At 61.0% G+C, this 25,633-nt stretch carries 24 protein-coding genes and 2 pseudogenes; 12 read left to right on the forward strand and 14 right to left on the reverse strand.

Annotation, left to right across the window (positions count from 1 at the left end; translation table 11 throughout):
- Position 1: 1 nt before the first annotated feature.
- The 9 genes from HJB83_RS04435 to oiaX all read right to left on the reverse strand — a co-directional run bounded on the left by HJB83_RS04435 (position 2) and on the right by oiaX (position 9,112).
- Positions 2-1,066 (reverse strand): ABC transporter permease, encoded by a 1,065-nt coding sequence (locus HJB83_RS04435; RefSeq protein WP_221131328.1) that lies wholly within the window; start codon positions 1,064-1,066, stop codon positions 2-4.
- Positions 1,063-2,613 carry a sugar ABC transporter ATP-binding protein gene (locus tag HJB83_RS04440; protein WP_207585097.1) on the reverse strand — a complete coding sequence of 517 codons (1,551 nt, stop codon included), beginning with the start codon at positions 2,611-2,613 and terminating at the stop codon, positions 1,063-1,065. The genes HJB83_RS04435 and HJB83_RS04440 overlap by 4 nt, the downstream gene beginning before the upstream one ends.
- Entirely contained in the window at positions 2,610-3,254 is a 645-nt protein-coding gene (locus HJB83_RS04445) for a DUF2291 family protein (protein WP_207585096.1), read from the reverse strand. The genes HJB83_RS04440 and HJB83_RS04445 overlap by 4 nt, the downstream gene beginning before the upstream one ends.
- Before the next feature lie 72 nt (positions 3,255-3,326).
- A complete protein-coding gene (locus HJB83_RS04450; protein ID WP_221116846.1) occupies positions 3,327-4,268 on the reverse strand; it encodes a D-ribose ABC transporter substrate-binding protein in 942 nt (313 codons plus the stop codon).
- Positions 4,269-4,366: 98 nt separating this feature from the next.
- Positions 4,367-5,194 carry a phosphogluconate dehydrogenase C-terminal domain-containing protein gene (locus tag HJB83_RS04455; RefSeq protein WP_221131329.1) on the reverse strand — a complete coding sequence of 276 codons (828 nt, stop codon included), beginning with the start codon at positions 5,192-5,194 and terminating at the stop codon, positions 4,367-4,369.
- Positions 5,195-5,273: 79 nt separating this feature from the next.
- Positions 5,274-5,720: an RpiB/LacA/LacB family sugar-phosphate isomerase gene (locus HJB83_RS04460; RefSeq protein WP_207585093.1), complete on the reverse strand. Its 447-nt coding sequence runs from the start codon at positions 5,718-5,720 to the stop codon at positions 5,274-5,276.
- 34 nt (positions 5,721-5,754) lie between these two features.
- Positions 5,755-6,516 (reverse strand): triose-phosphate isomerase, encoded by a 762-nt coding sequence (locus HJB83_RS04465; RefSeq protein ID WP_221131330.1) that lies wholly within the window; start codon positions 6,514-6,516, stop codon positions 5,755-5,757.
- Positions 6,516-7,850, reverse strand: a complete 1,335-nt coding sequence (locus HJB83_RS04470; protein WP_221131445.1) for a four-carbon acid sugar kinase family protein — start codon at positions 7,848-7,850, stop codon at positions 6,516-6,518. Before HJB83_RS04470 ends, HJB83_RS04465 begins: the two co-directional genes overlap by 1 nt.
- Positions 7,851-7,855: 5 nt before the next feature.
- Complete coding sequence (gene oiaX, locus HJB83_RS04475; protein ID WP_207585091.1) at positions 7,856-9,112, reverse strand: 3-oxo-isoapionate-4-phosphate decarboxylase OiaX; 1,257 nt, start codon at positions 9,110-9,112, stop codon at positions 7,856-7,858.
- 180 nt (positions 9,113-9,292) lie between these two features.
- Here oiaX and HJB83_RS04480 point away from each other — a divergent pair, with 180 nt between their 5' ends.
- From HJB83_RS04480 to HJB83_RS04520, 9 genes are all read left to right on the forward strand, one after another.
- Complete coding sequence (locus HJB83_RS04480; protein WP_221131331.1) at positions 9,293-9,997, forward strand: transcriptional regulator NanR; 705 nt, start codon at positions 9,293-9,295, stop codon at positions 9,995-9,997.
- Between the two features lie 171 nt (positions 9,998-10,168).
- Positions 10,169-10,489 carry a hypothetical protein gene (locus HJB83_RS04485; RefSeq protein WP_207585089.1) on the forward strand — a complete coding sequence of 107 codons (321 nt, stop codon included), beginning with the start codon at positions 10,169-10,171 and terminating at the stop codon, positions 10,487-10,489.
- Between the two features lie 153 nt (positions 10,490-10,642).
- Positions 10,643-11,647: a LacI family DNA-binding transcriptional regulator gene (locus HJB83_RS04490; RefSeq protein ID WP_221116840.1), complete on the forward strand. Its 1,005-nt coding sequence runs from the start codon at positions 10,643-10,645 to the stop codon at positions 11,645-11,647.
- A 36-nt stretch (positions 11,648-11,683) separates the two neighbouring features.
- On the forward strand, positions 11,684-12,976 hold the full coding sequence (locus HJB83_RS04495) for a sugar ABC transporter substrate-binding protein (protein WP_207585087.1): 1,293 nt from the start codon (positions 11,684-11,686) through the stop codon (positions 12,974-12,976).
- A 32-nt stretch (positions 12,977-13,008) separates the two neighbouring features.
- The gene (locus tag HJB83_RS04500) at positions 13,009-13,260 is read left to right on the forward strand and encodes a hypothetical protein (RefSeq protein WP_207585207.1); all 252 of its coding nucleotides are present in this window, start codon (positions 13,009-13,011) and stop codon (positions 13,258-13,260) included.
- Complete coding sequence (locus HJB83_RS04505; protein WP_207585086.1) at positions 13,199-14,137, forward strand: carbohydrate ABC transporter permease; 939 nt, start codon at positions 13,199-13,201, stop codon at positions 14,135-14,137. Before HJB83_RS04500 ends, HJB83_RS04505 begins: the two co-directional genes overlap by 62 nt.
- Entirely contained in the window at positions 14,130-15,023 is an 894-nt protein-coding gene (locus HJB83_RS04510; RefSeq protein WP_207585085.1) for a carbohydrate ABC transporter permease, read from the forward strand. Before HJB83_RS04505 ends, HJB83_RS04510 begins: the two co-directional genes overlap by 8 nt.
- Before the next feature lie 4 nt (positions 15,024-15,027).
- A complete protein-coding gene (locus HJB83_RS04515) occupies positions 15,028-16,746 on the forward strand; it encodes a GH32 C-terminal domain-containing protein (RefSeq protein WP_221131332.1) in 1,719 nt (572 codons plus the stop codon).
- A gap of 20 nt (positions 16,747-16,766) precedes the next feature.
- Positions 16,767-17,810 (forward strand): ABC transporter ATP-binding protein, encoded by a 1,044-nt coding sequence (locus HJB83_RS04520; protein ID WP_207585083.1) that lies wholly within the window; start codon positions 16,767-16,769, stop codon positions 17,808-17,810.
- 194 nt (positions 17,811-18,004) lie between these two features.
- Here HJB83_RS04520 and HJB83_RS04525 read toward each other — a convergent pair whose 3' ends face one another.
- On the reverse strand, positions 18,005-19,075 hold the full coding sequence (locus HJB83_RS04525; RefSeq protein ID WP_221131333.1) for a trans-acting enoyl reductase family protein: 1,071 nt from the start codon (positions 19,073-19,075) through the stop codon (positions 18,005-18,007).
- Between the two features lie 101 nt (positions 19,076-19,176).
- Here HJB83_RS04525 and HJB83_RS04530 point away from each other — a divergent pair, with 101 nt between their 5' ends.
- Positions 19,177-19,767, forward strand: coding sequence for a TetR/AcrR family transcriptional regulator (locus tag HJB83_RS04530; RefSeq protein ID WP_221116838.1), 591 nt, complete (start codon positions 19,177-19,179; stop codon positions 19,765-19,767).
- 234 nt (positions 19,768-20,001) lie between these two features.
- Here the strand turns inward: HJB83_RS04530 and HJB83_RS33975 are convergent.
- Both HJB83_RS33975 and HJB83_RS04535 read right to left on the reverse strand, forming a co-directional pair.
- Positions 20,002-20,238: pseudogene (locus tag HJB83_RS33975) on the reverse strand (Curdlan synthase); the annotation flags it as partial.
- 260 nt (positions 20,239-20,498) lie between these two features.
- The gene (locus HJB83_RS04535) at positions 20,499-20,699 is read right to left on the reverse strand and encodes a hypothetical protein (RefSeq protein WP_207585080.1); all 201 of its coding nucleotides are present in this window, start codon (positions 20,697-20,699) and stop codon (positions 20,499-20,501) included.
- Positions 20,700-21,366: 667 nt separating this feature from the next.
- Here HJB83_RS04535 and HJB83_RS04540 point away from each other — a divergent pair.
- Both HJB83_RS04540 and HJB83_RS04545 read left to right on the forward strand, forming a co-directional pair.
- Entirely contained in the window at positions 21,367-22,509 is a 1,143-nt protein-coding gene (locus HJB83_RS04540; RefSeq protein WP_207585079.1) for an AraC family transcriptional regulator, read from the forward strand.
- Positions 22,509-22,673: pseudogene (locus HJB83_RS04545) on the forward strand (fumarylacetoacetate hydrolase family protein); the annotation flags it as partial. The gene HJB83_RS04540 and the pseudogene HJB83_RS04545, both read left to right, overlap by 1 nt.
- Positions 22,674-22,987: 314 nt before the next feature.
- Here the strand turns inward: HJB83_RS04545 and HJB83_RS04550 are convergent.
- Complete coding sequence (locus HJB83_RS04550) at positions 22,988-24,013, reverse strand: ABC transporter permease (protein WP_207585078.1); 1,026 nt, start codon at positions 24,011-24,013, stop codon at positions 22,988-22,990.
- 42 nt (positions 24,014-24,055) lie between these two features.
- On the reverse strand, positions 24,056-25,597 hold the full coding sequence (locus tag HJB83_RS04555; RefSeq protein ID WP_207585077.1) for a sugar ABC transporter ATP-binding protein: 1,542 nt from the start codon (positions 25,595-25,597) through the stop codon (positions 24,056-24,058).
- Positions 25,598-25,633 lie beyond the last annotated feature (36 nt).

Genomic DNA, 25,633 nt, shown 5'->3' on the forward strand with positions numbered 1-25,633 from the left:
CTCAACCTGCCCTTGCCATTTGCATGAGGGTGACGCGCTGCTGCAGGCGGCGCTGCGCCTGGTCGACGACCACGGCGATGATGATGACGAGACCCTTGATGACCATTTGCCAGAAGGAGGAAACGCCCATCATGACGAGCCCGTCGGAAAGGATGCCGATGACGAAGGCGCCGATAATCGTTCCGCCGATCGTGCCGCGGCCACCCGACATCGAGGTGCCGCCGAGCACGGCTGCCGCGATCGCATTGAGCTCGAAGCTCTCGCCCGTGGCCGGATGGGCGGCCATCAGTTCCGAGGAGATGACGACGCCGACGATGGCGGCGCAAAGACCGGAGAACATGTAGACGAAGATCTTCACGACATCGACGCGGATACCGGACATGCGCGCGGCTCGCTCATTGCCGCCGACGGCAAAGATGTGGCGGCCGATCGGCGTCGAGCGGGCGACATAGGCGGCCACAAGCGCCAGCACGATCAGGATCCAGATCGAGACAGGCAGGCCGAGAATGCGTCCAGCGCCGAAGAAGTCGAAGCCGGTCGTGGCATATTCCGGCCGGCCGACGAGGTTCGGAAAAGTCTGACCATCAGACGACAGCAGCGCCAGGCCGCGGGCGACATAGAGCGTGCCGAGCGTCGCGATGAACGGCGCGACGTTGAGCTTGGTGATCAAGAGGCCGTTGATCAGACCGATGATAAGGCCGATCGACAGCGTGATCAGCACGATCTCGAAGAGGTTGAAATAGATGGTGTAGCCGATTGGCAGTTCGATGCCGTAGAGGATCAGGCCGCCGGCAACCATGCCGCACAGCCCGACGATCGAACCGACGGAGAGGTCGATGCCGCCGGTGATGATGACGAAGGTCATGCCCATCGCCAGGAAGGCGTTCAGCGCCACATGTTTCGACATCAGGATCATGTTCGCTGTCGAGGTGAAGTTCGGCGCGAAGATCGCAAAGAAGATGATGACGGCGAAAAGCGCGATGAAGGTCCTGAGCTTCATCAGTGTCAGAAGCGCGGAGCCGTTGGCGCCTTTTGGCGCAAGAGTGGTAGATGTAGCCGCCATCATGACGCGAGTTTCCCTTGATGTCCGTGTCCCTTGGCCGAAGCCGCGATGATCGCTTCCTCAGTCGCCTCATCCCTGTCGAAGACAGCGACCAGCTGGCCGTTGCTCAAGACCGCGATGCGATCGGAAAGCGCCATGACCTCTTCGAGGTCGGAGGTCGAAAACAGAATGGCGAGCCCGTTTGCCGCCAGCCGGCGCATGGTGCGGAAGACGTCTGCCTTGGCGCCGACATCGATGCCGCGGCTCGGCTCGTCCATCAGCAGCACCTTCGGATTGGTCATCAACGCCTTACCGATGACGACCTTCTGCTGGTTGCCGCCGGACATCGAGGTAACCTCGAAATCCGGATTGGGCGCCTTGATCGAGAGATCGCGGATCGCCTCCTGAATGGCGTTCTTTTCCGCGCTGCTGTCGATATGGAAGAGCCGGGTGAAGCGCGAAAGGCTTGCAAGCGTCAGGTTGGAGGCGATGGAGAGCACCTGCACCAATCCCTCCCGCTGCCGGTCTTCCGGGATCAGAGCAAGGCCGCGGCGGATGCGCCGCGTGGTGTCGCGGGCGCGCACTTCCTTGCCGTCGATGAAGATCCTGCCGGTCGAATGCGCATGGCGCCCGATCACGCATTCGAAGAATTCGCTGCGCCCGGCGCCCATCAGGCCGTAGATGCCGAGGATCTCGCCTGCCTTGACCGACAGGGAGACATCGTTGACGGCAAGCCCGCCGGTCGGCCTGGGAAGGCTGATATTTTCGGCGCGGAAGACCTCTTGGCCGATGGAATGGGTAACGGATTTTGCAAAATCCTTGGCGTCCGAGCCGATCATCGAGCGCACGATCCAGCGCGTGTCGATATCGCGCACCATGGCATGGCCGGTGATCTGGCCGTCGCGCAGCACCGTGATGTAGTCGCCGATCCGCATCAGCTCTTCCAGCCGGTGCGAGATATAGACGATCGCCACACCGTGGGCTTTCAGCTCGGCGATCACCTTGAACAGGATTTCGACTTCCGCCGCCGAAAGCGCGGAGGTCGGCTCGTCCATGATCAGGATGCGGGCATCGAGCGACATCGCCTTGGCGATCTCGACGAGTTGCTGCTGGCCGATCGGCAGATCCTCGACCATCGTATCCGCCTCGATGCCGGCATCGAGACGCCGCAGAAATTCATTGGCCTTTTCGACCTGCGCCTTGTGATCGATGCCGAGCAGGCCGCGGGTGATCTCGCGCCTTGTGAAAATGTTTTCGGCCACCGACATGTTGGCGAAGAGATTGAGCTCCTGGAAGATCATGCCGATGCCATTGGCCTGCGCGTCGGCCGGACTGTCGAAGGATATGGGCTTGCCATCCAGGATGATGCGGCCGAGCGTCGGGCGCTCGACGCCGGCGATGATTTTCATCAGCGTCGATTTGCCGGCGCCATTTTCGCCAACCAGAACGTTCACCGCGCCGCGGCGCAGCTCCAGATTGGCGCGCTTGACGGCGACGATGCCCGAATAGACCTTCGACACATCGTCGAGGCGCAGGATGATGTCGTCCTCTTGTGCCTCTGCCGCTGTCATGAGCCCACCTTCAGTTCCGAAGGTGTCACGAGCGGAAGCTCGCCGCTTTTCGGCAGCGGAAAGGCGCCGATCACCGTCACCGTCTTGCCGGCCAGGCCGTCGCGCGGAACGGCGGAGAGAACAGCGGCATTGGCCTTCTCGTTGAACGCCTTACCGAACTGCGCCCATTCGATCTGGTTCTTGAATTCATTGAAATTGACGAAGTCTAGCGTGTCGCGCAGTGCGGTGCCGCGCAGCGCCGGCCCGATCTGCACCTTGGCATCGGCCTTGCCGTCGCCATCGGCGTCGAGATCGAGCGTTGCCGCGCGCGACGCCGTGTCGGCCGCAACGACCGTGCCGGTGATCTTCACCGCATAGGTCCAGGGCGAGCTGCTCTGCTTGCGAGTATTGCCGTATTTCTCGCCGGCGGCATCCGGGTTGGAGGCGGCAAGCTGCATGACGTCCTTCAGCTCGCCGGCGCGCTTTTCGAAATACGGCACGACGTCAGGCTGCCAGATCGCCTCGACCTTGGCATTCGGGTCGAAAGCGGTCTTGGCCGCTGCCGCCGCCTTCTCCTCTGTAGTCGGCGTCTTGATGATCTTGCAGCCGGGCAAGGCCGCCGCCACGACGGCGGCTAGCAGGGCGCCCTTCATTCTCAACATGCGATGAACCTCGACGTCTTGCAAAATGCATTGCGGAGGGCGCAACACTGCACCCTCCGCAATTGGCGCTGATCAGTTCGTCAGGGCGAAGGTCTCGAGCTTGCCGGCATTGTCGGCATTGACGAGAACACAATCCATCAGCTGCTTCTCTTCCTTCGGCGTCGTCTTGTTCTTGATGTAGGCGTCCGCCTGTTCCACCGCCAACTGGGCCTGCGCATAGGCGGGCTGCAGCACGGTCGCCTTGATGCCACCCGACTTGATGGAGTCGCGCACGTCGTTGGAGCCGTCGAAGCCGACGACGATCACGTCCTTGCGGCCGGCCGCCTGAAGGGCTGCGATCGCGCCCATGGCCATGGTGTCGTTGCCGGAGATGACGCCCTTGATATCGGGGTTGGCCTGGAGGATGGTTTCCATCTTCGAATAGGCTTCCGTCTGGCTCCAGTTGGCCGACTGCTTGGCGACGGACTTCAGCTCCGGATAATCGTCGATGACGTCGTGATAGCCCTGTGAGCGGATGCCGGCATTGGTGTCGGACTCCTTGCCCACCAGCTCGACGTAATTGCCCTTCTCGCCCATCAGCTTGACGAATTCCTGCGCCCCGAGCTGGGCGCCCTGATAGTTGTTCGAGACGATCTGGGCGACGGCAACGCCGGTCGCATTGATTTCGCGGTCGATCAGGAAGGAGGGGATGCCGGCATCCTTCGCCTTCTTGACGGCGGCGACGGAAGCGTCCGCGCCGGCATTGTCGAGGATGATCGCCTTGGCGCCGCGCCCGATCGCCGTATCGATCATTTCCGACTGCTTGTTGGCGTCGTCGTCATGGGTCATGACGAGGGTCTCGTAGCCGAGTTCCTTCGCCTTGGCTTCGGCGCCGACGGCTTCGGCCTTGAAGAAGGGGTTGTCATGTGCCGGCGTGATGATGGCGATGAGGTCGGCCGCAAAGGCCGGCATGGCAGTTCCGAGCGCCAGCGCGCCGGCAAAGGCTGCAAGTGTTAGTCTGCGCGTCAGTTTCATTTTTTTCCTCCCGTTGTGAATGAAGCCCCGTTCTCCCCGGAGCGGTTGCCCCGTCTCCGGGGCGGTAGAGGGGGAGGGACTTGCCTCCCCGGGCCGGTTCAGGTGATGCGCCGGATGCTCTCGGCGATCTCCTGCGGTTCGAATACTTTCTTCCAGTCGTCGCGCATCAGCGCCGGAATGCCGAACTCGATCGCCTTGTTGCAGGCGTCCGAGAACACGCCGTCGACCTCCTTGAAGATGACCGCGCCGAGCACGTTCATATGGCCGAGCAGAAAGTCGCGGGCTGCTTGTTCAGGCACGCCGCGCGCCACGCATTCGTCCATGGCCTGGCGCATGACGACGAGCAGCGATGCGCAGACGGTTTCGGAAAGGCCGGGTTCGAGCATGGCGAGCTGGTCGACAGTAACCCGGTGCGAGCGCATGACCGGCGCCCAGATGAGCTTGGCAATTTCCTCGCCGAGTGCATAGGCGCTGTCGGGCCCCTGCATCAGCGCTGAGACGATGTGCTGCTTGGCGAACAGGCCGCCGAAATGGTCCTTCTTGGCCTGCATATCCGTCTCGTCGTTGAAGATCGGCGGATGGCAGGGATGGGTGACGAAATAGGTGAGGTCGTCGCGCTTCGGCAGGTGGCCGGCAAAGGGAGCGGCGGCATCGAGCGCAACCACCATCGTGCCGGGTGCGAGCTTGTCGACGATGCCGGCTGCGACCTTGCCGATCGCCGTATCCGGTACGGCGAGGATGACAACATCAGCGCCGTCGAGCGCGGCCTCGACAGGCACGCAATCGAGACCGAGATCGTTCTTCAAACGCGCCTTGCCCGCGTCGCTCACCTCGACATGGCGCACCTGGAAGCGTGAGCCTTTGAGATTTTTGGCAAGCCGGTATCCCATTTTGCCGCCGGCGCCGAAGAGAGCAATCTTGGTCATGTTTTCCTCACTTTTTCAGTTCTGGATAGGATCATAAACTGGTATGATGAGTCAATCACCATATCACTACTTTAGTTGTTCAAGACCCATGTTTTTCGGCGTCGAGCCGGTCGATCGCCTCAACGTTGCCTGCCGATGGGCCGTCAGGGTCGAATTCGGATGCAAGCCAGACGTCGACGATCGATTTCGCCAGTTCCGGCCCGATGACGCGCGCCCCCATCGTGATGATCTGGGCGTTGTTCGATTTGGCCGCGCGTTCCGCCGAATAGGTATCGTGCGTCAGCGCGGCGCGGATGCCCGGCACCTTGTTTGCGGAAATGCACACACCGATGCCGGTGCCGCAGAACAGGATGCCGCGCTGATGTTCGCCGTCGACAATCGTCTGCGCGAGACGCTGGGAGAGATCGGCGTAGAAGCCGGCCTGACTGAGATCGTGAACTTCGAGATCCGCCTTGCCGGCGAGATGGGCGGCAATAACATCCAGGAGCGGTTTGCCGGCGCTGTCGGCGCCAATTGCAATCTTCATAGCAGTTTCCTTTCATCGCCCTCGGGCATGGAAATCACCTTTCGATCGCCGCGCTGACGCGGCGAAGAATGTCGAGGTAACCGTCGACGCCCCAGGCGGAGCGGCCGATGAACAGGCCGTCGATATGCGCCTCGGTGATCAGTTCCTCGCAATTTTCCGGATTGACGCTGCCGCCGTAGAGAACCGGCACCGCACGTCCAACAATGGACTTCGCCACCTCGGCGATCTTTCCGTGTCGCTCCGACGCGTAGTCGGCGGTCGCCGGTATACCCTTGGCGCCGATCGCCCAGACCGGCTCATAGGCAAGCAGGACCGGAGCCTCGGCCCCGGCGTCGACGCCCCTCAAGGCGGCCTCGACCTGCCGCCGTAAAACCGCGTCGGCCCGACCCTCCCGGCGCTCCTGCAACGTCTCGCCGATGCAGATCAGCGGCGTCAGGCCATGGCGGATCGCGGCGGAAACCTTGAGGCCGACGGTTTCGTCGGTCTCGCCGAAATGCTCGCGCCGCTCGGAATGACCGAGTTCGACGATATCGAGTTCGCAGTCCTTCAGCATCAGAGGCGAAATCTCGCCGGTCCAGGCGCCGGCGTCTTCCCAGTGCATGTTCTGGGCGCCGACCTTGACCGATGTCTCGGCCAGCACACGCTTGACCTCGCGCATCGCGGTAAAGGCGGGAATGACGAAGCGCTGCACGCGGATGTCGCGTTCGCTGTCTGCCTGGGCGAGGTGGCGCGCGAAGGCGAGCGCTTCCTCAACGGTCTTGTTCATCTTGAAACTGGTGCCGACCCAGACGACCATCAGCTTTTCCTTCCGTCGCGGATCTGCGCGAAATAGCCGTCCGTCCCGACCTGGCCGCCTTTGAGCGCGATCTGCAGGCCGTTGGTCGGCGGAAAGTCGCCATGGGCGAGGCACAGCGGCGACCCCGGCGTCTGGGGAAGCGGCAGAAGCGTCGTCAGCGCGTCGATCTTCAATTGCCGGAGTGCGTGACTGGAGGTGTCGCCGCCGGCGACGACCGCACGCGACAGCCCTTCCGCCTCGACCAACCGGCAGAGGATTGTGCCAAGCGCGCTTCCCAGCCGGTGACGCGCGCCAGGCAGCCGGTCGATATCGGCGCCGCGGTCCGCGGAGGGGCCGAGAGCCGTGTAGAGGATGACGCTCTTGCCTTCTTTCAGCTTTTGAATGCCTGCCTGTATCGCTCCATCCACGGCGCCTTCGCCATTCGAGACCAGCGTCAGCGGATCGAGCGCAATGCTTTCGAAGCCGTTCTCGACAGCGGTGCGGATTTGCCGCTCGGTCGTCGGCGAGACGCTACCCGAGACGACGGCGAGGCGGTCGACGGGGCCGACATCGGGAAATTCGCCGCTGCTCGCGCCGATCAAGCCGGCCCGCCGCCATGCGCTGAGCAGGGCATATTCGACCCCCGAGGAGCCGGCGACAAAGCTTGCCGAGCGGCTGGTGACACGCAGCATCTGCCCGCCTGCCGCGATCTGTGTTGCCTCGGAGTCGACATCGAGGAGCAGGATCCCGTCCGGGCTCGACGCTAGCGCGTCTATCCGTTGATCGGCGTCCGCCGCGGTGATCGTGACAAGATCGGCAAGCAGGACGGGGAGGGAGGTCTGCTTCGACAGGTGGACCGTAAGGTCCGCCTCGTCCATCGGCGTGACCGGGTGGCGGCTCATGACGGGATGGCGGTCGATGCGGAAGACGCGGCCCTGATAAGCGGCGAAGAGATTGCCGAAGGCGGTATAACGCTTCAATTGCGGCGCGCCGACGATAACTGGCACAATGGATTGCCCGAATATCGTGCGGCCGATTTCGATCGCCTTGCCGATATTGCCGATCTCGGGGCTGGAATCGAAAGTCGAGCAGACCTTGTAATGGCAGATGGCAGCGCCGAGCGATTTCAGCCAATCGAAAGCAGGCGCAAGGTGCTCCTCCATCCAGTCCGGCGTCTCGGAGCGGCTCGTTCCGGCAATGCCGATCGCCCGGCAGTGTTTGAAGCGAGCGAGCAATCCCGGCGTCGGAATGTCGAGGAAGAGTGCCGTCTCGACACCGCTCGAGGCGAGCGCCTCCATGACATCGGTCGAGCCGGTAAAATCATCCCCGTAATAGCTGACGAGAAGTCGATCCATATCGGTCACGCGCCTTTGCCGTCGCTGAATTTCGCAATCGAGGCGGCAAGCTCCGGATGATCTCTCGCGTAGATCTCAAGTGGTATGTCGGCGACAGCCGCCTGCCAGGCCTGCTGCACCGCCCGGACGCCGGCAGCCGGGCCGCCGGGATGGCTGACGATGCCGCCGCCGCAGAGATAGAGCAGATCGACAGTGCGGCCGGTGCGGCGATAGGTTTCCGGCGCCTGTCCGCCCCACTGGCCGGAGCCCGCGACCGGAAGCGGGCAATCGGCGGCGTCGAACAGCGGCGTGCTGACCGCCTTGAAGGATGAGACGAAGCTGTCGTCCGGCTCCCAGTATTTGACCCTGATGCCGTTGATCTGAAACTGATCGACCCCGAGCAGCCGCCAGAACTGCTGATAGACCTTGAAATCCAAGCCGGCGCCCGGATCGCGGGTCAGCACGTCCCAGCCGTTTCGATGCGCGTGCAGCACCAGGCTCGAGCGTTTGCGTAGAAAGCTCATGCCGCCGAAGCCGATCGAGTTGATGTTGACGACGGCGCAATTACCGCCGGCCGCAGCCACGATGTCGTGGTTGCGCATCATCTCGTCGGGGTCGGCATGCGAGATGCCGAAGGCATACATGACCTTTTTGCCGGTCTTCTGCTCGTGATCGAGAATGCGCGGCATGATCGCCGCGACGCGGTCCTTGAGCGGCGAGTAGGCCGGGCTCATCAGCTTCTCGTCGTCCTTGATGAAGTCGACGCCTGACGCAATCAGCTCGCCGACGAGTTCCGCCGTCTCGTGCGGCCTCAGCCCAAGCGCCGGCTTGACGATCGTTCCGATGATCGGCCGGCCTTCAACGCCGGTGAGGCGGCGGCTTCCAGGAATGCCGAACTGCGGCCCGGGATGGGCGCTCTTGAAGGCGTCGGGCAGCTTCATGTCGACGATGCGAATGCCGGTCATGCCCTTGATCGAATAAACGCCGCCGATCGCGATGGTCATCAAGGCCGAGAGATCGGTGCCGATCGCCTCCAGCGGAAAGCCGATGTCGACATCGGCGCGTCGGAGCAGCGTGCCGGCAGCGACCTCAGGCCAGGTCGGATGGCGCGCATCGTCGAGCGGCCGGATGGCCAGCACGCGGGCGGCGACACGCGCTTTCAGCTCCTCGGTTTCGCCCGGGACCGGCACGAAGGTTCCGGTCGACTGGTCGCTGGCGATCTTGTCCGCCATCGCCTCGACGCTGCCGGCCGTTTCGATGCGGTAGGTCAGGGTAATCATCATGAAACGGACGGCTGCTCCTCTCGCCAATGCAGATTGCCATGGCGTCAACTCATGATCTGGTATAATGAGTATTCCAACCAATGAAAAGCGAATTTTTTGAGTGTGCAAATTTCCAGTCGCAAGCTTTGTCCTTGGTCCGGAAAACTGTTAGGAGGAGACGATTTGAGCCAGCGAGATGTTATGACCCAGCCCCTCGAACAGATCGTCCGCCGCAAACTCTCTGACGAAGTGTTTGATCGACTTGAGCGATTGATCACCTCAGGCGAGCTTCAGCCCGGCGATGAAATGCCCTCCGAACGGGTGCTGATGGAGCGCTTTGGGGTCGGCCGGCCGGCGATCCGCGAGGCCATGCAGTCGCTTGCCAACAAGGGTCTCGTCAACATTTCGCACGGCGAGCGGGCGAAGGTTCTGAGGCTGACGGCAAAGTCGATCTTCCGCCAGGTCGATCTCACCGCCAAGATCATGCTGGCACAATCGGCTGACTCGCTGGAGCATCTGAAGAGCGCCCGCATCTTCTTCGAGCGCGGCATGGCGCGCGAGGCCGCGCAGCGCGCCTCGGCAAATGATATTGGCGACCTCAGGGAGATCATCGAGCGCCAGCGCAGGTCACTCGGGCAGCCCGAAGAATTCATCGATGCCGATATGGAGTTCCATACCCGCATCGCCCAAATCTCAGGCAACCCGATCTACATCGCCGTCAGCGAAGCCATGCTCGCCTGGCTGAAGGAATATCATACCGAAATGCTGATCTGGACCGGCAAGGAAAAGTTCACGCTCGCCGAACACGACGAAATCGTCGGCCGCCTTGAAGCCAATGACGTGGACGGCTCGGAAATAGCGCTGCTCAAGCATCTCGAACGCTCGCGCGCGCTTTACGCGAAATAGCCTCAACTCTGTATGTGAGCGGTGCGCCGCCCACCTTCCTGCTGACGCTCAACCCTCGGCCGGCCCGGCTTCCGAACGGTAGCGTGCATTTATCCGCAGCAGCGGAACAATGCTGTGCCGGCGAGGTTGTGGATAGGCCAAGCACGCAAAGATCCCCAAGGAGGACACCACATGCGTATGAAACTCGTAGCAGCTTCGCTTCTCGCCCTCGGCATGGCCACTTCAGCCTTCGCCCAATCCAATCCGGCGCCGGCCGGTGCCACGATCGACAAGAACCAGGCCGATCAGGGTGGTGGTGCAACCAGCGACCCGAAGACTAAAAAGCCGATGGCAACCGATTCCACCATGACCAATTCGACGACCGGCGGCACGATGAAAATGGACAAGACCAAGTGCCCCAACCCGGTCAACAACTCCGCCAATCTCCAGACCCAGGGCGGCACCAGCAACGCCACACCGATGGATGAGGCCTGCGCGGCCCATAACAACTGATCGGCCTCACCACAAAAAACCCCGCTTCGGCGGGGTTATTGCGCGAGCCGCCCCCCCGGCAGGCGGCATTTGCGTCAGCGATTCCATCATAACTTGACTTACTGCAAAACGCGCGATATCAATTTGGGTAATCGATAACCCAAAAGAGATCCCGTGACCGCCTCACTCAACGACATAGCCGCCCGTGCAGGTGTCTCCGTTAAGACCGTGTCAGGTGCATTGCATGGCGGCTCGGCGCGCATGTCGGAAGACACCCGCCAGCGGATCAAGGAGATCGCCGCGGAGCTCGGATATGTCACCAACTTCGCCGCACGCAGCATGCGGCAAGGCTGGATGCCACTTGTCGGCCTGGTCGCGGACGACTTGATCACCTCGCCTTTCGCGACCGAAATCATTAGGGGGCTCGATGGCGCCGTGCGCGCCGCCGACATGGCCGTCTTCGCCATGACGCTCGGCGGCCATCGCAGCGTAGCGTCGATCCTCGACGAGATGCGCCGCTTTCGCCCGCGGGCGATTGCCTATGCCGCCATGTATCACAAGAGCGTCGACCTGCCGCCCGAATTTGCCGACACGGTCGGAGTCATGATCAACTGCCGTGATGCCAACGACCGCGTGACCTCACTGGTGCCGGATGAAACGGGGGCAGCGCTCGAGATTACCAACTATCTGATCGATGCCGGCCGGCGCAATATCGCCTTCATCAATCTGCCGGGGCTGCTCGCCGGGGACCTTCGTGAACTCGGCTTCCGACAGGCGCTCGATCATGCGGGCATCGACGGAGCCGGCGCCATCGTCTTGCCTGCCGTCAGCAAGGCGATCTACAGCGACCGGGCGCACAGCCTCGTGGCCACACATGTGCATGAGCTGATGAGCGGCGCCCGGCGCCCCGATGCCATCCTGTGCGGCAATGACCGCGTGGCCATGGAGGTCTATGCCGCGCTGCACCGGACAGGCGCGGCCATTCCCGACGATGTCGCCATTGCGAGTTTCGACAACCAGGTCGAGATCGCCTCGCGTCTCGACCCGCCGCTGACCACCATGGCGCTGCCGCACCGCGCCATGGGCCGCCAGGCGGCGCAAATCCTGCTTGCCGAAGACCGGGTCCCGGTCGGGGTGCAGAAACTGCCGTTCCAGCTGGTGGAGCGGGCATCCGTATAAATTGAGATAGGCCCATCCAATTGAGGAGGAATTCTAATGGGTAAACGTTTACTTTGGTCTCTGATCCTGTCCTCGGCGTTGACCGCGCCATGGGCGCAGGCAGCCGAGAAAACCACAATCCAGGTCATGCATCAGGGCGATCCCGGCTTTGTCGCCGCCTATGGCAAGGTCGCCGAGCGGTTCGAGGCGGCCAACCCCGATGTCGACGTGCAGTTCATCTATGCGCCGCACGATGCCTATAACGAGAAGTTCAGCGCGGCCGTCATGGCCAAACAACTGCCCGACGTCATGGAACTCGATGCGCCGTTCCTCGCCAATTACGTCTGGTCGGGCTATCTTCAACCCATCAAGCCGCTGATCGACAAGGACCTCCTCGACGATATGACGGAGTCCAATATCGCCCAGGGCACATACCCGATCGACAAGGACCTCTATGCACTCGGACTGACCGACTCGTCGGTCGTCCTTTACGGCAACAAGAAATATCTCGAAGCGATCGGCGCCCGCATCCCGAAATCCGTCGACGATGCCTGGACTCGGGAAGAATTCGAAACCTATCTCGAAAAGCTTTCCAAGCTCGACGGCGTGAAGTGGCCGATCGATACCTTCCGCGGCTACGGCATCAAGACCGAATGGATCACCTATGCCTATGGCCCGATCCTGCAATCGGCCGGCTGCGATCTCATCGACCGCAAGGCTTGGAAATCCGAGGGCACGCTGGATAGCGACGCCTGCGTCGATGCTCTCGCCATGATGCAGAAATGGGTCAAGAACGGCTGGGTCGTGCCGCAGTCGGCCGGAACCAACCAGTTCTTTGCCGAAGGCAATCCGGCGGCGCTGGCGCTCGGCGGACACTGGGTCTATGCGGAGGCCGCCGCGACCATGAAGGACAACATCGTCGTGCTGCCGCTTCCAAAGTTCGGCGCCAAGGGCGCGAGCCCGAATGGCACCTGGATCTGGGCGGTCACCAAGACCTCGACGCATCCCGAGATATCAGGCAAGTTCATCAGCTTCCTGCTGAAGGACAAGGAGTTCCGGACCTTCGCCGCAAGCCAGTCGGGCTATCCCGGCTTGAAGAGCTTCGCTGCCGAATCTCCGCTCTATGCCACTGGCGGCCCGATGGCGATCGCCTTCGAGCAGGCATCGAAGACGGCCGTCGCCCGCCCGCCACATCCTGCCTATCCCACAATCACCTCGGCCTTCATGCAGGCCGTCGACCAGGTGTTCAATGGCGGCGATCCCAAGGAGGCGCTGACGTCAGCCGCCAAGAAAATCGATCAGGATATCGAGGACAATGACGGCTATCCGCCATTCGGCGACGGGCAATAAGCGTGATCGCTGCCGATAGGCGAACCCCTGCGATGTCTCAGGCAGATATCGCAGGGCGCGACCGGCATCTAAAGCGCGTCGCGATCTTTCAGATTCGCTCCTCGCGCTTTAGCTCTTTGTTTTTACGCATGTCGTTTGCGGCAAAAGCGCTCAGCGCTTTGCCTGGCAAAGCCGCTGCTCACTTTTGCGCGACATGCTTTAGGCTTGGAAAGGAGGAGTTGCATGGTCATGCAACAATCGACATCTTCGACATCCGTCCGAAAGGCTCCGGCGCGCCGGCATAACAAGGGACGGCTGATGCAGGAAGCCGCCATGCTCGCGCCGGCCATGATCCTGTTGACCCTCTTTCTGATCCTGCCGTTCCTCTTGTCATTCTGGACGGCAATGACCAACCAGCCTCTGGTGCCGCGGCCGACGCCCGTCCGGTTCGTCTGGTTCAACAATTTCATCCGCATCTTCCAGGACGATCTTTTCTGGACCGCCCTTTGGAACGTCGCGCGCTTCACCTTCTGGATCATTCCAGCGCAGTGCGGCCTCGCTTTCGCGACGGCGCTGCTGCTTCATCAAAAGCTGCCGTTCCGCAATCTGCTGCGCGGCATGTTCTTCCTGCCGGCGATCACCTCGATGGTCGTGGTCTGCGTCATCTGGGGCACCCTGTTCCAATATCCCACGGGGCCGTTCAACCAAATCCTCGGCTTTCTCTCAGGCGGAGCGATCCAGCCGATCGATTGGCTCGGCGATCCGCAATGGGCGATGTTCTCGCTCGTCCTGCTCTCGGCCTGGCAGGCCTACGGCTTCCAGATGATCGTCTATCTCGCCGGCCTCCAGGGCATTCCGGACGAACTCTACGATGCCGCCAAGATCGACGGTGCGAACGCTTTCCGGCGCTTCTGGCATGTGACCATGCCCGGCCTGCGGCCGACCCATGTCTTTGTCCTGGTGATCACCACCATCCAGGCGTTCAAGCTCTATACCCAGGTCGCCATCCTCACGCAGGGCGGACCGAAAAGCAGCACCGAAACGGTGGTGCACTACATGGTCCGCGCCGGCTTCGAAGAGCAGAAGATGGGCTACGCATCCGCCGTTTCGGTCATATTGTTCGTGATCGTTCTCGTCATCGCGCTGATCCAGCGCCAGCTGCTGAGGCGCTTCGATGTCTGATATCGCACTCTCGATCCCGCAGGCCCGCACAGCGCGGCCCCGTTCCGCCGTAAAGGTTCTTCGTATCATCCAGACGACGTGCATTTTCATCATCGCATTGGTGATCGTCTCTCCATTGCTGCTCCTGGTCGTGGCAAGCCTCAAGGATGACCGGTTCCAAATTCTGGCCGATATGGGCAGCTTCCGGGCCTTCTGGGTTTCGAACCCCACGCTTAACAACTATGCCGAGGTCGGCCACCTCTCGGGTGAACTCGCCTTCGGACGCTACCTCATCAACTCGCTGATCATTCTGGTCACGACGGTCTGTTCCGGCCTGATTGTCAATTCGATGGCGGCGTTTGTCCTGGCCTGGGGATCGCTCAGGGGCCGCGCCGTCATCCTGTCGATCGTGATCGCACTCTATGTGATCCCGCAGGAAAGCATCATCATGCCGCTCGTTATCATGGTCTCGCGGGCGGGAATGTCCGATACCTTCGCGGTGCAGATCGTGCCGTGGATCGCCAGCCCCCTCTATATCTTCCTGCTCTACCAGTTCTTCGCGCAACTGCCGAAGGAATTGCTGGAAGCCGCCGAGATGGATGGCGCATCTTTTTTCCGGGCCTATCGTTCCATCTTCCTTCCGCTCAGCCTGCCTGCACTCGCCACCGTGTCGATCCTCATGGGTATCGAGACCTGGAACCAGTATCTCTGGCCGATCTTGGTGACGCAGACGGACTATGCCCGGCCGATCGCCGTCGCCATCGCGACCTTCTTCGGGCAGGACAGCATCTACTGGGATCGTGCGATGGCAGCCTCCGTTTTAATGATGATCCCGATCCTGGGGCTCTACCTCGCATTCCAGCGCTGGTTCGTGAGTTCCTTTATCGGCTCTGCCGTGAAAGGTTGAATTGATGACAAGCCAAGCGACTTCTCCGTCCGATGAAGCGGAGCTGGAGACGATCAGCGCCTTCCTGCCCGCAGGGTCCACGATTCATGCCTGGATCAGGGCGTCGCATGGCGACGCTCCGGGAAGGTTGACGGCACATGTCGATGGGAATCCGGCCTGTGCTGTCGAAACTTCAAATCCGCATGAGTTTGAGTTTCGGCTGCTGACGCTGGAAAGAGGCGGAGAGGCTGCTTTCTCCTACGATCCCATGACGACCGACGTCTCGGTCCTCTATGCCTTCCTTCAGCCCCACGTTCTCGAAGAAGGCGTCCGGCTGCTGCATATCAGCCCTGCCAATGCCACACCCGAGGTCCCCGGCAGCTATCACTTCCGCCCGCCTTTCGGCTGGATGAACGATCCCAACGGGTTTGGAAGGTTCGGCGGCAAGCTGCACCTCTTCTACCAGCACTATCCCCACAGCCTTCGGTGGAACAACATGCATTGGGGTCATGCGGTCTCGGAGGACTATCTTCGCTGGAAGCATCTGCCGATCTTTCTTTTCCCTTCGGATGAACTCGCTGCGCGGGCCGACGGGCGGGGCGGGGCATTTTCCGGCTCCGCGATCGCTCTTCCCGGCGATGAAGCCGGCCTTCGCATTTTCTTCACCGAGCATATGAAGGATCGGGAACCGGAGGAACAGGTTCAGTTCACGGCCACCAGCCGCGATCTTGTCAATGTCGAGCCGGCGAGCCTGATCCTGCCGGCGCGTCCCGCCGGGCTCGGTCTGACGACCGACTTCCGCGATCCCTATGTCTTCCTCGGGCCCGACGGCCAATGGAAGATGTTGCTCGGCACGCGAGACCGCGAGGGCGGCGTTATCCTGCTCTACCAAACCGATGACCCGGCTGCGGCGACGGGATGGAACTTCCTCGGCATGCTTCACCGTGAGAACCGCTTCGGGATGACGGCGGCGGAGTGCCCCTGCATGGTGCCGCTCGATGGTCCCGCCAATGATCCGACGACGCGCTGGGCCCTGATCTTCGGTCTGCTCACCAGCCGCGACCCGGCAACGGGCCGGCGCAACATGACGCTTGCGACTGTCGGCCGTTTCGATGGCCAACGGTTCTCAATGGAATTCGAACAGGAACTGGACTTCGGCACCGACGCCTACGCGTTCCAGGCCTTCGTCGACGAGGGCGACCCGATCGGCATCGCGTGGCTTGCGAACTGGACGGATATTTCCAGAGAGATCGACATGCCGACGGCGATGACCCTGCCGCGCCGGCTGGCATTGCAAAGTGGGGCGCTGATCACGCCGCCGGTGTCAGGTGTCGAAAGCCTGCGGCAACGGCGACTGGATGCCGGAGGTTTTCTCCATGGCCGGACCGTCGATCTTGCCAACGGCTCCGTCGAAATCCTTCTCACTCTCAGGCAAGCCGGCAATGCGTTCCGCCTCGATCTCGAACATCCCGAGGCGACGGTCGCGGTTCAGTTGGATGAGGCCGGGCTGAGCATTCCCTTCTCGGTGGCGAATGCCAAGGCATCGCCCCGCTATATCACCGCCGGCGCACGCCCATCGACCATCCGGATATTCCTCGATGCAGGCTCGATCGAGGTCTTCGCCGACGATGGCCGCTGGACGGGAACCAAGCGGCTGCCCGGCGTCAAGGGGGTAAGTGCTGCGCGTCTGACCGCATCCGAGGGAAATATAATCGCCGCTGAAATCTGGCAGCTCGGTCTTTAATCGCTGGAGGATAAAACGACATGGCATCGGTTACGATAGACGAAGCCCGCAAGCATTATGGCGCCGTTCCGGTGATCCACGGCGTCTCCGTCGATATCGAGGACGGCGAATTCGTCACGCTCGTCGGTCCCTCTGGCTGCGGCAAGTCTACCCTGCTCAGAATGCTAGCAGGGCTGGAGGAGATCAGCGACGGCGAAATCCGCATCGGCGGCCGGGTCGTGAACGACGTGGCGCCGAAAGAGCGGGATATTGCTATGGTGTTCCAGAGCTACGCGCTCTACCCGCACATGACCGTCGCGGAGAATATGGGCTTCGCTCTGAAGCTCCAGGGCCAGAACAAGTCGACGATCGAAAAGCAGGTGAAGGAGGCGGCTGACATCCTGGCGCTCGGACCTCTCCTCGACAGATTGCCCAAACAGCTGTCGGGCGGCCAGCGCCAGCGCGTCGCCATGGGCCGCGCGATCGTCCGTCACCCGCAGGTCTTTCTCTTCGACGAGCCGCTCTCGAACCTCGACGCCAAGCTGCGTGTGACGATGCGGGCGGAAATCAAGGAGCTTCACCAGCGACTGAAGACCACCACCGTCTATGTCACCCATGATCAAGTCGAAGCCATGACCATGGCCGACAAAATCGTCGTGATGCGCAGCGGCCGCGTGGAGCAGATCGGCAAGCCGCTCGAGCTCTTCGACCGTCCGGCAAACACCTTCGTCGCCTCTTTCATCGGCTCGCCCGCGATGAACCTGTTCGAAGGTGAAGTCAGGAACGGCAGCTTCGTTTTGGGCGGAACCAGCCTGCCTCTGCCGCCCGGCCGGCAAGAGGCGGACGCCGTCACCTATGGCATCCGCCCGGAGCATATGGCGATCCGCGAGGACGGCGTGCCGGCCACCATCGTCGTCGTCGAGCCGACCGGATCGGAAACCCACATCAACGCTAGGCTTGGAAGTGCCGATATCACGCTGCTTCTGCGTGAACGGGTCGACTTCAAGCCGGGACAACAAATCTCGATCGCCCCTGACCTGTCGAAGGTGCATTTGTTTGGAACAGGCGGCAATCGCCTAAATTAAGATGAATGCCCTGTGGGTCGCTTTGGGCGGCGTGCCGATTGTGAGTGTCGCAGAGGTCCCTCGCAAAAATGCCCAACTTTTGCGAGGGACTTCTTCCATAGATCGTTCGGGAAGATCAAAGCGGGTGGCTCCGCAGGATTTGTGCAGCAACGGGCTCCGTGATTACGCTGGAGACTTGCGGTCCCTCACGCCGTTTATGGATGGCCCTTCTGAAAATCTGAGGTTTCTGATGTCTCAACCGACAGATTGGGGCCGAGAGCGCCCAGGAAACTCGCGGCATGGAAAATGGCAGCCGGCGGCTTTGCGCCGGTATCGCGGATATCACCGGACAAGATACGCTGGACCGCTTCGCAGATGATCGGCGCCGTGACGGCATAGATGTCCTGTCCCTGGGCGAGAATCCGGCGGCGCAGGTCGCCTTGCGTGACGATCACCTCAACGGCGAAGCGCTGCGCCAAACGTCCGGTTTCATCGATGGCCTGGGGCGGGGGCGTCGATGGATCCCGAACATCCCGCAGGGCTGTCGTGCTGAGAAAGGTGTGCAACTCCTTCGTCCGGACGTGGCGGGCGATCAGCGGCACTTCCGAAAATGGAAGCTCGACGAATGTCTGCTGGCCGAACGGAGCCGGTAAAACGGATACCTTCTCGGCCGGCGGCTGATGCACGGGTCCAAGCTGCCCGCCGCTGACGGCCAGGCGCTGCGCGGTGTTCTTCTCCCCGGTCACGCGCGTGCCTTTCGTGGGCAGCCAGCTGTCGAGCGCAACCCGGATTTCGACAGTGTCGGCATGCAGCCATTCGTCCATCAGGGCTGCCACCAGCAGGTCTGCCAATCCGCCGTAAAATCCCATGGCCGGGATGACGGCTACGCCCGCTTCCCGGGCCGCAACCTCATGCCGGTCGAATGTGGCCTGTACGCTCGGCTGTTCAGCCGTTACGTCGAGATAATGGATGCCGGCCCGGAGCGCGGCACGCACGACCGCGTCGGCCGTGTCCATGAACGGGCCGGCGCAGTTGATGACCGCCGCCGCTCCTGCGAACGCGCTGTCCAGCGCCTCGTCATCCTCTATCGCTGCTTCGCGGCATTCGACGCCGCGTTCCGGAAAGCCCGCCTCTGCCAATCGTCTGGCACTCCGTCCGATCGCAATCGGCGTCAGCCCGCGCCGCAACAGTTCGGCGACGACAAACCGGCCGGTATGGCCGTTCGCTCCAAGGACTGCCACCACGGCGTGGAGTGTTCCAGTGTTGTCGGTTTGATGAATGGTCATTGCTCTCTCCTGCGCTACCGACCTGTCTGTAGCTATAAACATACAGGTCTGTAGCGTGTCAATCCGCTTTCTGCTAGTGTGGCTGAATTGGAGATGAGCGAATGACGAAAAACACAGCGAACGCCCCGGCCGTGAATGAGGTACGGGATAGAATTCTCGAGACTGCATCGGAACTCTTCTACCGGCGCGGTGTACGCGCCGTGGGCGTCGATCTGGTGGTGGAAAAATCAGGTGTCGCCAAAACCAGCCTTTACCGCCATTTCGGCACAAAGGACGATTTGATCGCGGCCTTCCTGAAGCGCGAGGACCTGGATTTCTGGAACACCTGGGATAGGGTAACCGAGCGGCATGCGGATGACGCCTTAGCCGAACTCGACGCCCATTTCGAGTGGATCGGCGAAAGGGTCGGGCGGGATAATTACCGGGGCTGCCCGCAGATCAACACGGCGGCCGAGTTCCCGGAAGCCGGTCACCCCGCCCGCAAAGTCGCCGAAGCCCATATGCATGAAATGCGGCGGCGCTTGATGGCCATCGCCGGGAGACTGGCGGTTGCTGCACCCGACCGGCTTGCCGGGCAACTCGCGGTGCTGATCAACGGCGCTTTTGTCAGCATGCAGGTCTTCGAACCCGGCGAGGCGACGGGTTTGCTCCGCGATGCCGCGCACGCCCTGATCGCCGCTGGCCGCAATTGATTCACTGGAGGCACATTTCCCAGAATTGGGAAATGGGTCAATAGGAACTGGCCACGCATCGGGATCGAGAGTTCCCGACATTCGTCGACGTGCGGCACAGCCAAAATTTGTACCGCAACATCTACTGTCGGCGCTTTTGGCCGCCGGTTCGGATCCCTTCAAGGCGATCAAGCGGGGCCAACTTCGTCAAAGACGCGACGAACCCTCGCATGAGCCGGGCTACAAGGTGCGCGTTCACCCGAATGACCGCAACAACAGATTAAGAGAGACGGCAACCTTGTCGATGTCGCGAATATCCCGCGAATATTGACCGGTGTAGAGTTTGACAATCATGCTGTCGCGAGCAGCGCCGCTGAGTTCGAAATACAGGTGCAGGTAATAGGCTTGCTTGTCGCCGCTGCGACTTACGCTCCTTCGTCGCTGAGTGACCTGTCCGAGCTCCGCTTTGAACGGGGCGAAGCCGGGGAGTTTCTCCCGCTTTGACCAATATGGTCAAGCCATCTCCGGCGCGGCGACTGACGTGATGGGTGATGATGGAGTGGGAAATCACTGCGCCGCGCCTGACAGTGCTGCCATCTCATTCAGTCAGAAACAGCATAATTCCACGCGATCTTTTTTCTAGAGCATGATGCCGAAAAGTGTGAGCGGTTTTCTCATGACATCATGCTCTAACTCTTTAATCTAGAACAGGATTCAGATTTTAGGCTGGGTCGGTCTAAAATCATCCGGTTCTAATGCGGTCGAACCCTTTTGGTCGCGATCAGCATGACGAGATCTTCGGAGGCATCTGCGAGCTCCAATGCCAATTCCGCAGCCGACCATCCACGTTTCTGCAAAGTGACGAGCATTTCCACCATCGCGACTTCGACCTCTCGTCTGCAGCTCGAAATCGGCTTCAATTCGATATGTTTCTCATCACATGCGGTGGTCATCTTAGCCTCCGATCTGCCATAGAAATGGGCAGCGTTACAAAATTCGCCAATGGGTGGATATGGTAAGGGTTGCGTGCAAGCCTCGGCCTCATTACGCATCGACACAGACGGCCTCGGCCTGCGCGCAACCCCTTCGCGTCCTTATTTGCCGATTTCCGGCATCAGGAGCGTCTCGCACGAAGGTGAGCAGAGGAAACCCGCACTATTGGCGATAGGAATTTTTCCCGGCGCCTGAGGGTTATGCGGAGAAGAATTCCTGTCGTAAGCCGATGCTCGCGCAAAGCGCGCACGAATATTGCCCCGATAGTTCACGACCTATCCTCCTCTGCTTGCATATTTTGTTGTGAATTAGTGTCGTTTCACGTTGAGAGTGCTTTGAAACTGCATTGCACTGGCAAGTGAGTATTTGGGCTTTCCGAACGTCCTTCGGAACTAACCCTTGCTCATTTAGATACAGGAACAGGACGCAATTGTCGTTATCGCCGCATCCCGAAAATTATCGGTCCGTCCATTTCTGCTCGTAAAGGAATATGATAAGTAGCTTATGCACGTAGGACTTCAGTCGATTCGGTTTTGTCGGATGGGCTGCGCGGACGTTTCAGCCGCGAAAACGATTTTTTGCCTCAGTTTCAACAGCCCGGATCGGCTTATGCGCTGGAGGAATTGGATGGTTACGGAGTCTGGAGATGACCCCGCTGCTGGACAGGAATGGCCGGCCCACCTCGAGCGGCGGCGCTGGCCGCGCGAACCGTCCTCGCAGAAAGAACATCGGGTGGACGTTCCGCCTGCATTGGTGCCCTTGCGATTTTCGACGCGAGACCTGCCGCCGAAAGAACAATTCCAGTCCTGGCGATCACATATGGCGCCGCTTGTGGATGTTCATCTGCCGGACGGACAACCAGAGGACGACGGTTTTCTCGCGGAACAGACCGGCTGGCATCTCGGCGATATCCTCATCGTCCAGCAGCGGACGCAGGCATGCAGCTATGTTCGCGATCAGGCCATGCTGCGATCGAGCCCAATCGATCACTGGAACGTCGGCGTACTTCGCAGCGGCCGGGCCTGGACCGAGGCCAATCGGCATGTAACGGAGACCGGCCCGGGTGAGATATTTTTCAGGTCTCTTGGTTACCCATACCGCGGGCGGATGACCGATTCAGCCGCTGTGCTCGTCTTCTTGCCCTATGAACTGTTGACCCGTGATACGCCTCTTCTGCAGAGCGCCAACAACATCGCCCCCTCCGGTAGCCTCGCCGAATTGCTCGTCAGCTATATCAACGGCCTGGAGGCGAACCTGGGCAATTTGACGGTGGAGGAGGTGCCGCGGATCATACGGACGATCGGCGATATGGTCGTTGCATGCGCTGCATCGTCCGCAAGTTTGGATCGCGGTCAGGAACAGAACAATATGGGCCTGATGGAGCGGGCGCATCGCTATATTCACCTCAATCTTCTTTCAGATAGCTTGACGCCTGACGTCATGTGCCGTGCGCTGGGCATCTCGCGGACGCGGCTCTACCAATTGTTCGAAACGAGCGGGGGCGTCTTCAACTACATTCGCAAACGTCGATTGCTGCAGGCATATGCGGATCTTACCAACCCGACCGACAACAGGCCGATCTCGGAGATTGCCCAGGCCGCCGGCTTCGACGTTGCAGCCAATTTCACGCGCGCGTTCAGCCATGAATTCGGGCTCAGCCCGCGTGAAGTGAGAAAGACCATAGCAACTGAGCGCCCCGCCATCCCCACAACACGTTCCATGCAACGTTTTGGGACAACGATCGGCGATTGGCTAACGCTCGCACGTTGATGCGGTGGGCTAAGCTTTCCTCAACTCAGTCTGAGATCCACCCGAGGATTCACCTCGGTCAGATGATTTTCGACATCGCACGGCAGATCGAATATTGCTCCAGTTTCACGCGCCTGGAGTCGGGCGATGTCATTGTCAGCGGCACGCCAGGCGGCATTGGCTCGTAGGGAGGCAGCCGAATGAACTGGCATTCACAGTCTCAAAGCTGAAGCCGAAGAGGCAATTCCCTCACCCGCCCGCTCCTCCCTTGCAACCCGGCCCAGCCGGTCGGATCGGGGGCTGATCAACAGTGCCAGTGTCGCATCTCTAACTGGCTGGCGGCGTCGCATCTCTATCAGCTTTGACATTATTTGTAGCCGCAAAGTTAGAATGTCCTGTTTCTGCAAAGTTGGAATGCCACACTCTGCCCGTTTTGATGACGGCGGAGATTGCAGAAGGGATTGATAGCGATGAGCGAGCGTGATCTGCAGCGGATGACCTAATCCTGATTGGCAGCCACCGGCAAACTGCCTTCGCTCGAATGACGGGTTTCGGTCTGCCGGGCGGCAGAGACGACGCGGCGTTTTGCGCGGATGGCGTGCCATTGTTGGTCGATCAGGACGCCGATGAGGATCACGCCGCCCATGACGGCGAAATTCAGAGACGACGGGATGCCGAGCAGATTGACGAGGTTCTGCAACTCCTGGAGCAGGACTGTACCCAGCACGACGCCGACGATCGATCCCTCGCCGCCGCGGAGCGAGAAGCCGCCGAGCACGGCCGCGGCAATCGCGTAGAGTTCGTAGAACTGGCCATGGCTCGCCGGCGAGATCGAGCGCGTGTACATGGCGAAATAAATCGCCGAAAGCGCCGTCAGCAGCCCGCAGATGACATATGCCGACATGATCATGCGGCTGGTCCGAATACCGGAATAGCGGGCCGCCTCCTCATTCTTCCCGATCGCGTAGAGATAACGCCCGAAGACGGAGCGATGCAGCATGATCCACATGACCACGGCAATGATCACGAGGGCAGTGAAGGTATTGGGAACACCGTAGAACCGTCCGGCGGTCAGGAATTCGAGGTCCGGAAAATTTTGGCCAAAAGCAAAGCCCGCCGTTCCGTCGGCCGTATAGAAGCGCGCTGCCCCACGATAAATCAGCAGGCCGCAGAGGGTGACGACGAAGGGTTGCAGGTTGAGCCGGGTGATCAACCAGCCGTGGACGGCACCAACGACTGCGCCAAGCACGAGAATGAGCGGCAGCGCCAGCATCCACGACATATCCTGGACGGCGATGAAATCGACGAACAGCACACCGAGAAGAGCGACGAGTGAGCCCACGGAAAGCTCGATGCCGCCGGTAATGATGACAAAGGCCTGACCGATCGACAGAATGCCGAACAGGCCGATCAGGTTGGCGGTGTTGGCCAGGTTGATCGGCAGCAGGAAGCGCGGATTGATGACGGCGACGACAATGCCGACGACGACGATCAACAGCAGCAGTCCGAGATCTTTCTTGATCATTCGAGATCCATTCCCCGATACCTATTTGTATTGCCGCAGCCGCTATTTTACCCTTTTGCCGACCGCAAGCAAAAGGACGTTTTCCTGGCTGAATGCGTCCTCTTCCAATATGCCGGCGATCTGGCCCTCGTGCATGACGGCGATGCGGTCGGAAACGCCGATCACCTCTTCCATGTCGCTGGAGATCATCAGGATCGCCACTCCGGCATCGGCTAGCGCTCGCATCAGGCCGTAGATCTCGTTCTTCGCGCCGATATCGATGCCGCGCGTCGGCTCGTCGAAGATCATCACCCTCGGGCTCATCGACAACCATTTGGCAAGCACGACCTTTTGCTGGTTGCCGCCGGACAGAGTGCCGGTTCGCGTCGAAACGGATGGCGCCTTGATCCCGAGGCGAACCCGCTGCTTTTCGGCCGCCGCCGTCTCCCGTTCAGCAGAAAGCATGAAGCGGCTGGAAAGCCTGGGAAGATCGGAAAGGGTTATGTTCTGGGCGATCGGGAAATCGAGAAGAATGCCGTTGCGCTTGCGATCCTCCGGCACCAGGAAGATGCCGCGAGCGACGGCGTCACGGGCAGAACGGACCGAAATTTCCCGGCCGTCCTGCAGGATGGTTCCGCCGTAGCTCCGGTCGATGCCGAAGAATACCCTTGCAAGCTCGGTGCGGCCCGACCCGACGAGGCCTGCAAGCCCCATGATTTCCCCATACCTGATCTCCAGATCAACGGGACGGCCGGGATAGGCTTCAGTGCGCACGCCGCTTGCCTTCAGCGCAACCGAGCCGGGCGAGCGCTGCGGTTTTGCGGTCCGGGCCGCAAGCACCCGGCCGATCATCAGCTTGACCATCTGGTCGTGGCCAATGTCCTTCCTGGCGAGCGTGCCCACAAGCGTACCGTCCCGCAGGACGACGACCCGGTCTGCGACGCGCTCTACCTCGTGGAGGCGATGCGAGATGAAAATGACGCTGATTCCGTCGGCTTTCAGCGATTTGATAATGCTCAGAAGCCGCTCGGTTTCGGCCAGCGGCAGGCTGGAAGTGGGTTCGTCGAAGATGACCAGCCTGGCGTTGATCGACAGCGCCTTGGCGATTTCCACCATCTGCTGCTCGGCAAGGGAAAGCGACGCCACCGGTGTGTCGGCGGAAAAATGAGCCCCGACGCGTTTCAAGAGCGGCTTCACCATGTCGCGCAGCCGATCGCGATCGACGAGCTTGAAAGGTCCCGCCTTCAGCGGTTCGCGACCCAGGAAGATGTTGGCGGCAACGTCGAGATTTTCAAAGAGATTGAGTTCTTGGTGCACGAAGGCAATGCCGGATGAGATGCTCGATTCCACCGTCAGAGAACGAAGCTCCGCACCGTCGAGCAGGATCGTGCCTCGGTCGGGTGCGATCACGCCGCCAAGGATTTTCATCAGCGTCGATTTTCCAGCCCCGTTCTCGCCGACGAGGCCGATGACCTCTCCCGGCATGATGTCGAGCGACAGGCCCTCAAGCGCCACGACGCCCGGATAGGTCTTGCCAACGCCGGAAAGCGAGAGGAACGGCGTTGCAAGCGGGTCCGGTGACGTGATGTCGGAGCTATGGTTCATCGCCTGTCCATGGCAGCTAATGCTGTGTCGGCATAA

The organism is Rhizobium sp. NZLR11, assembly GCF_019685115.1.
Classification (GTDB): domain Bacteria; phylum Pseudomonadota; class Alphaproteobacteria; order Rhizobiales; family Rhizobiaceae; genus Rhizobium.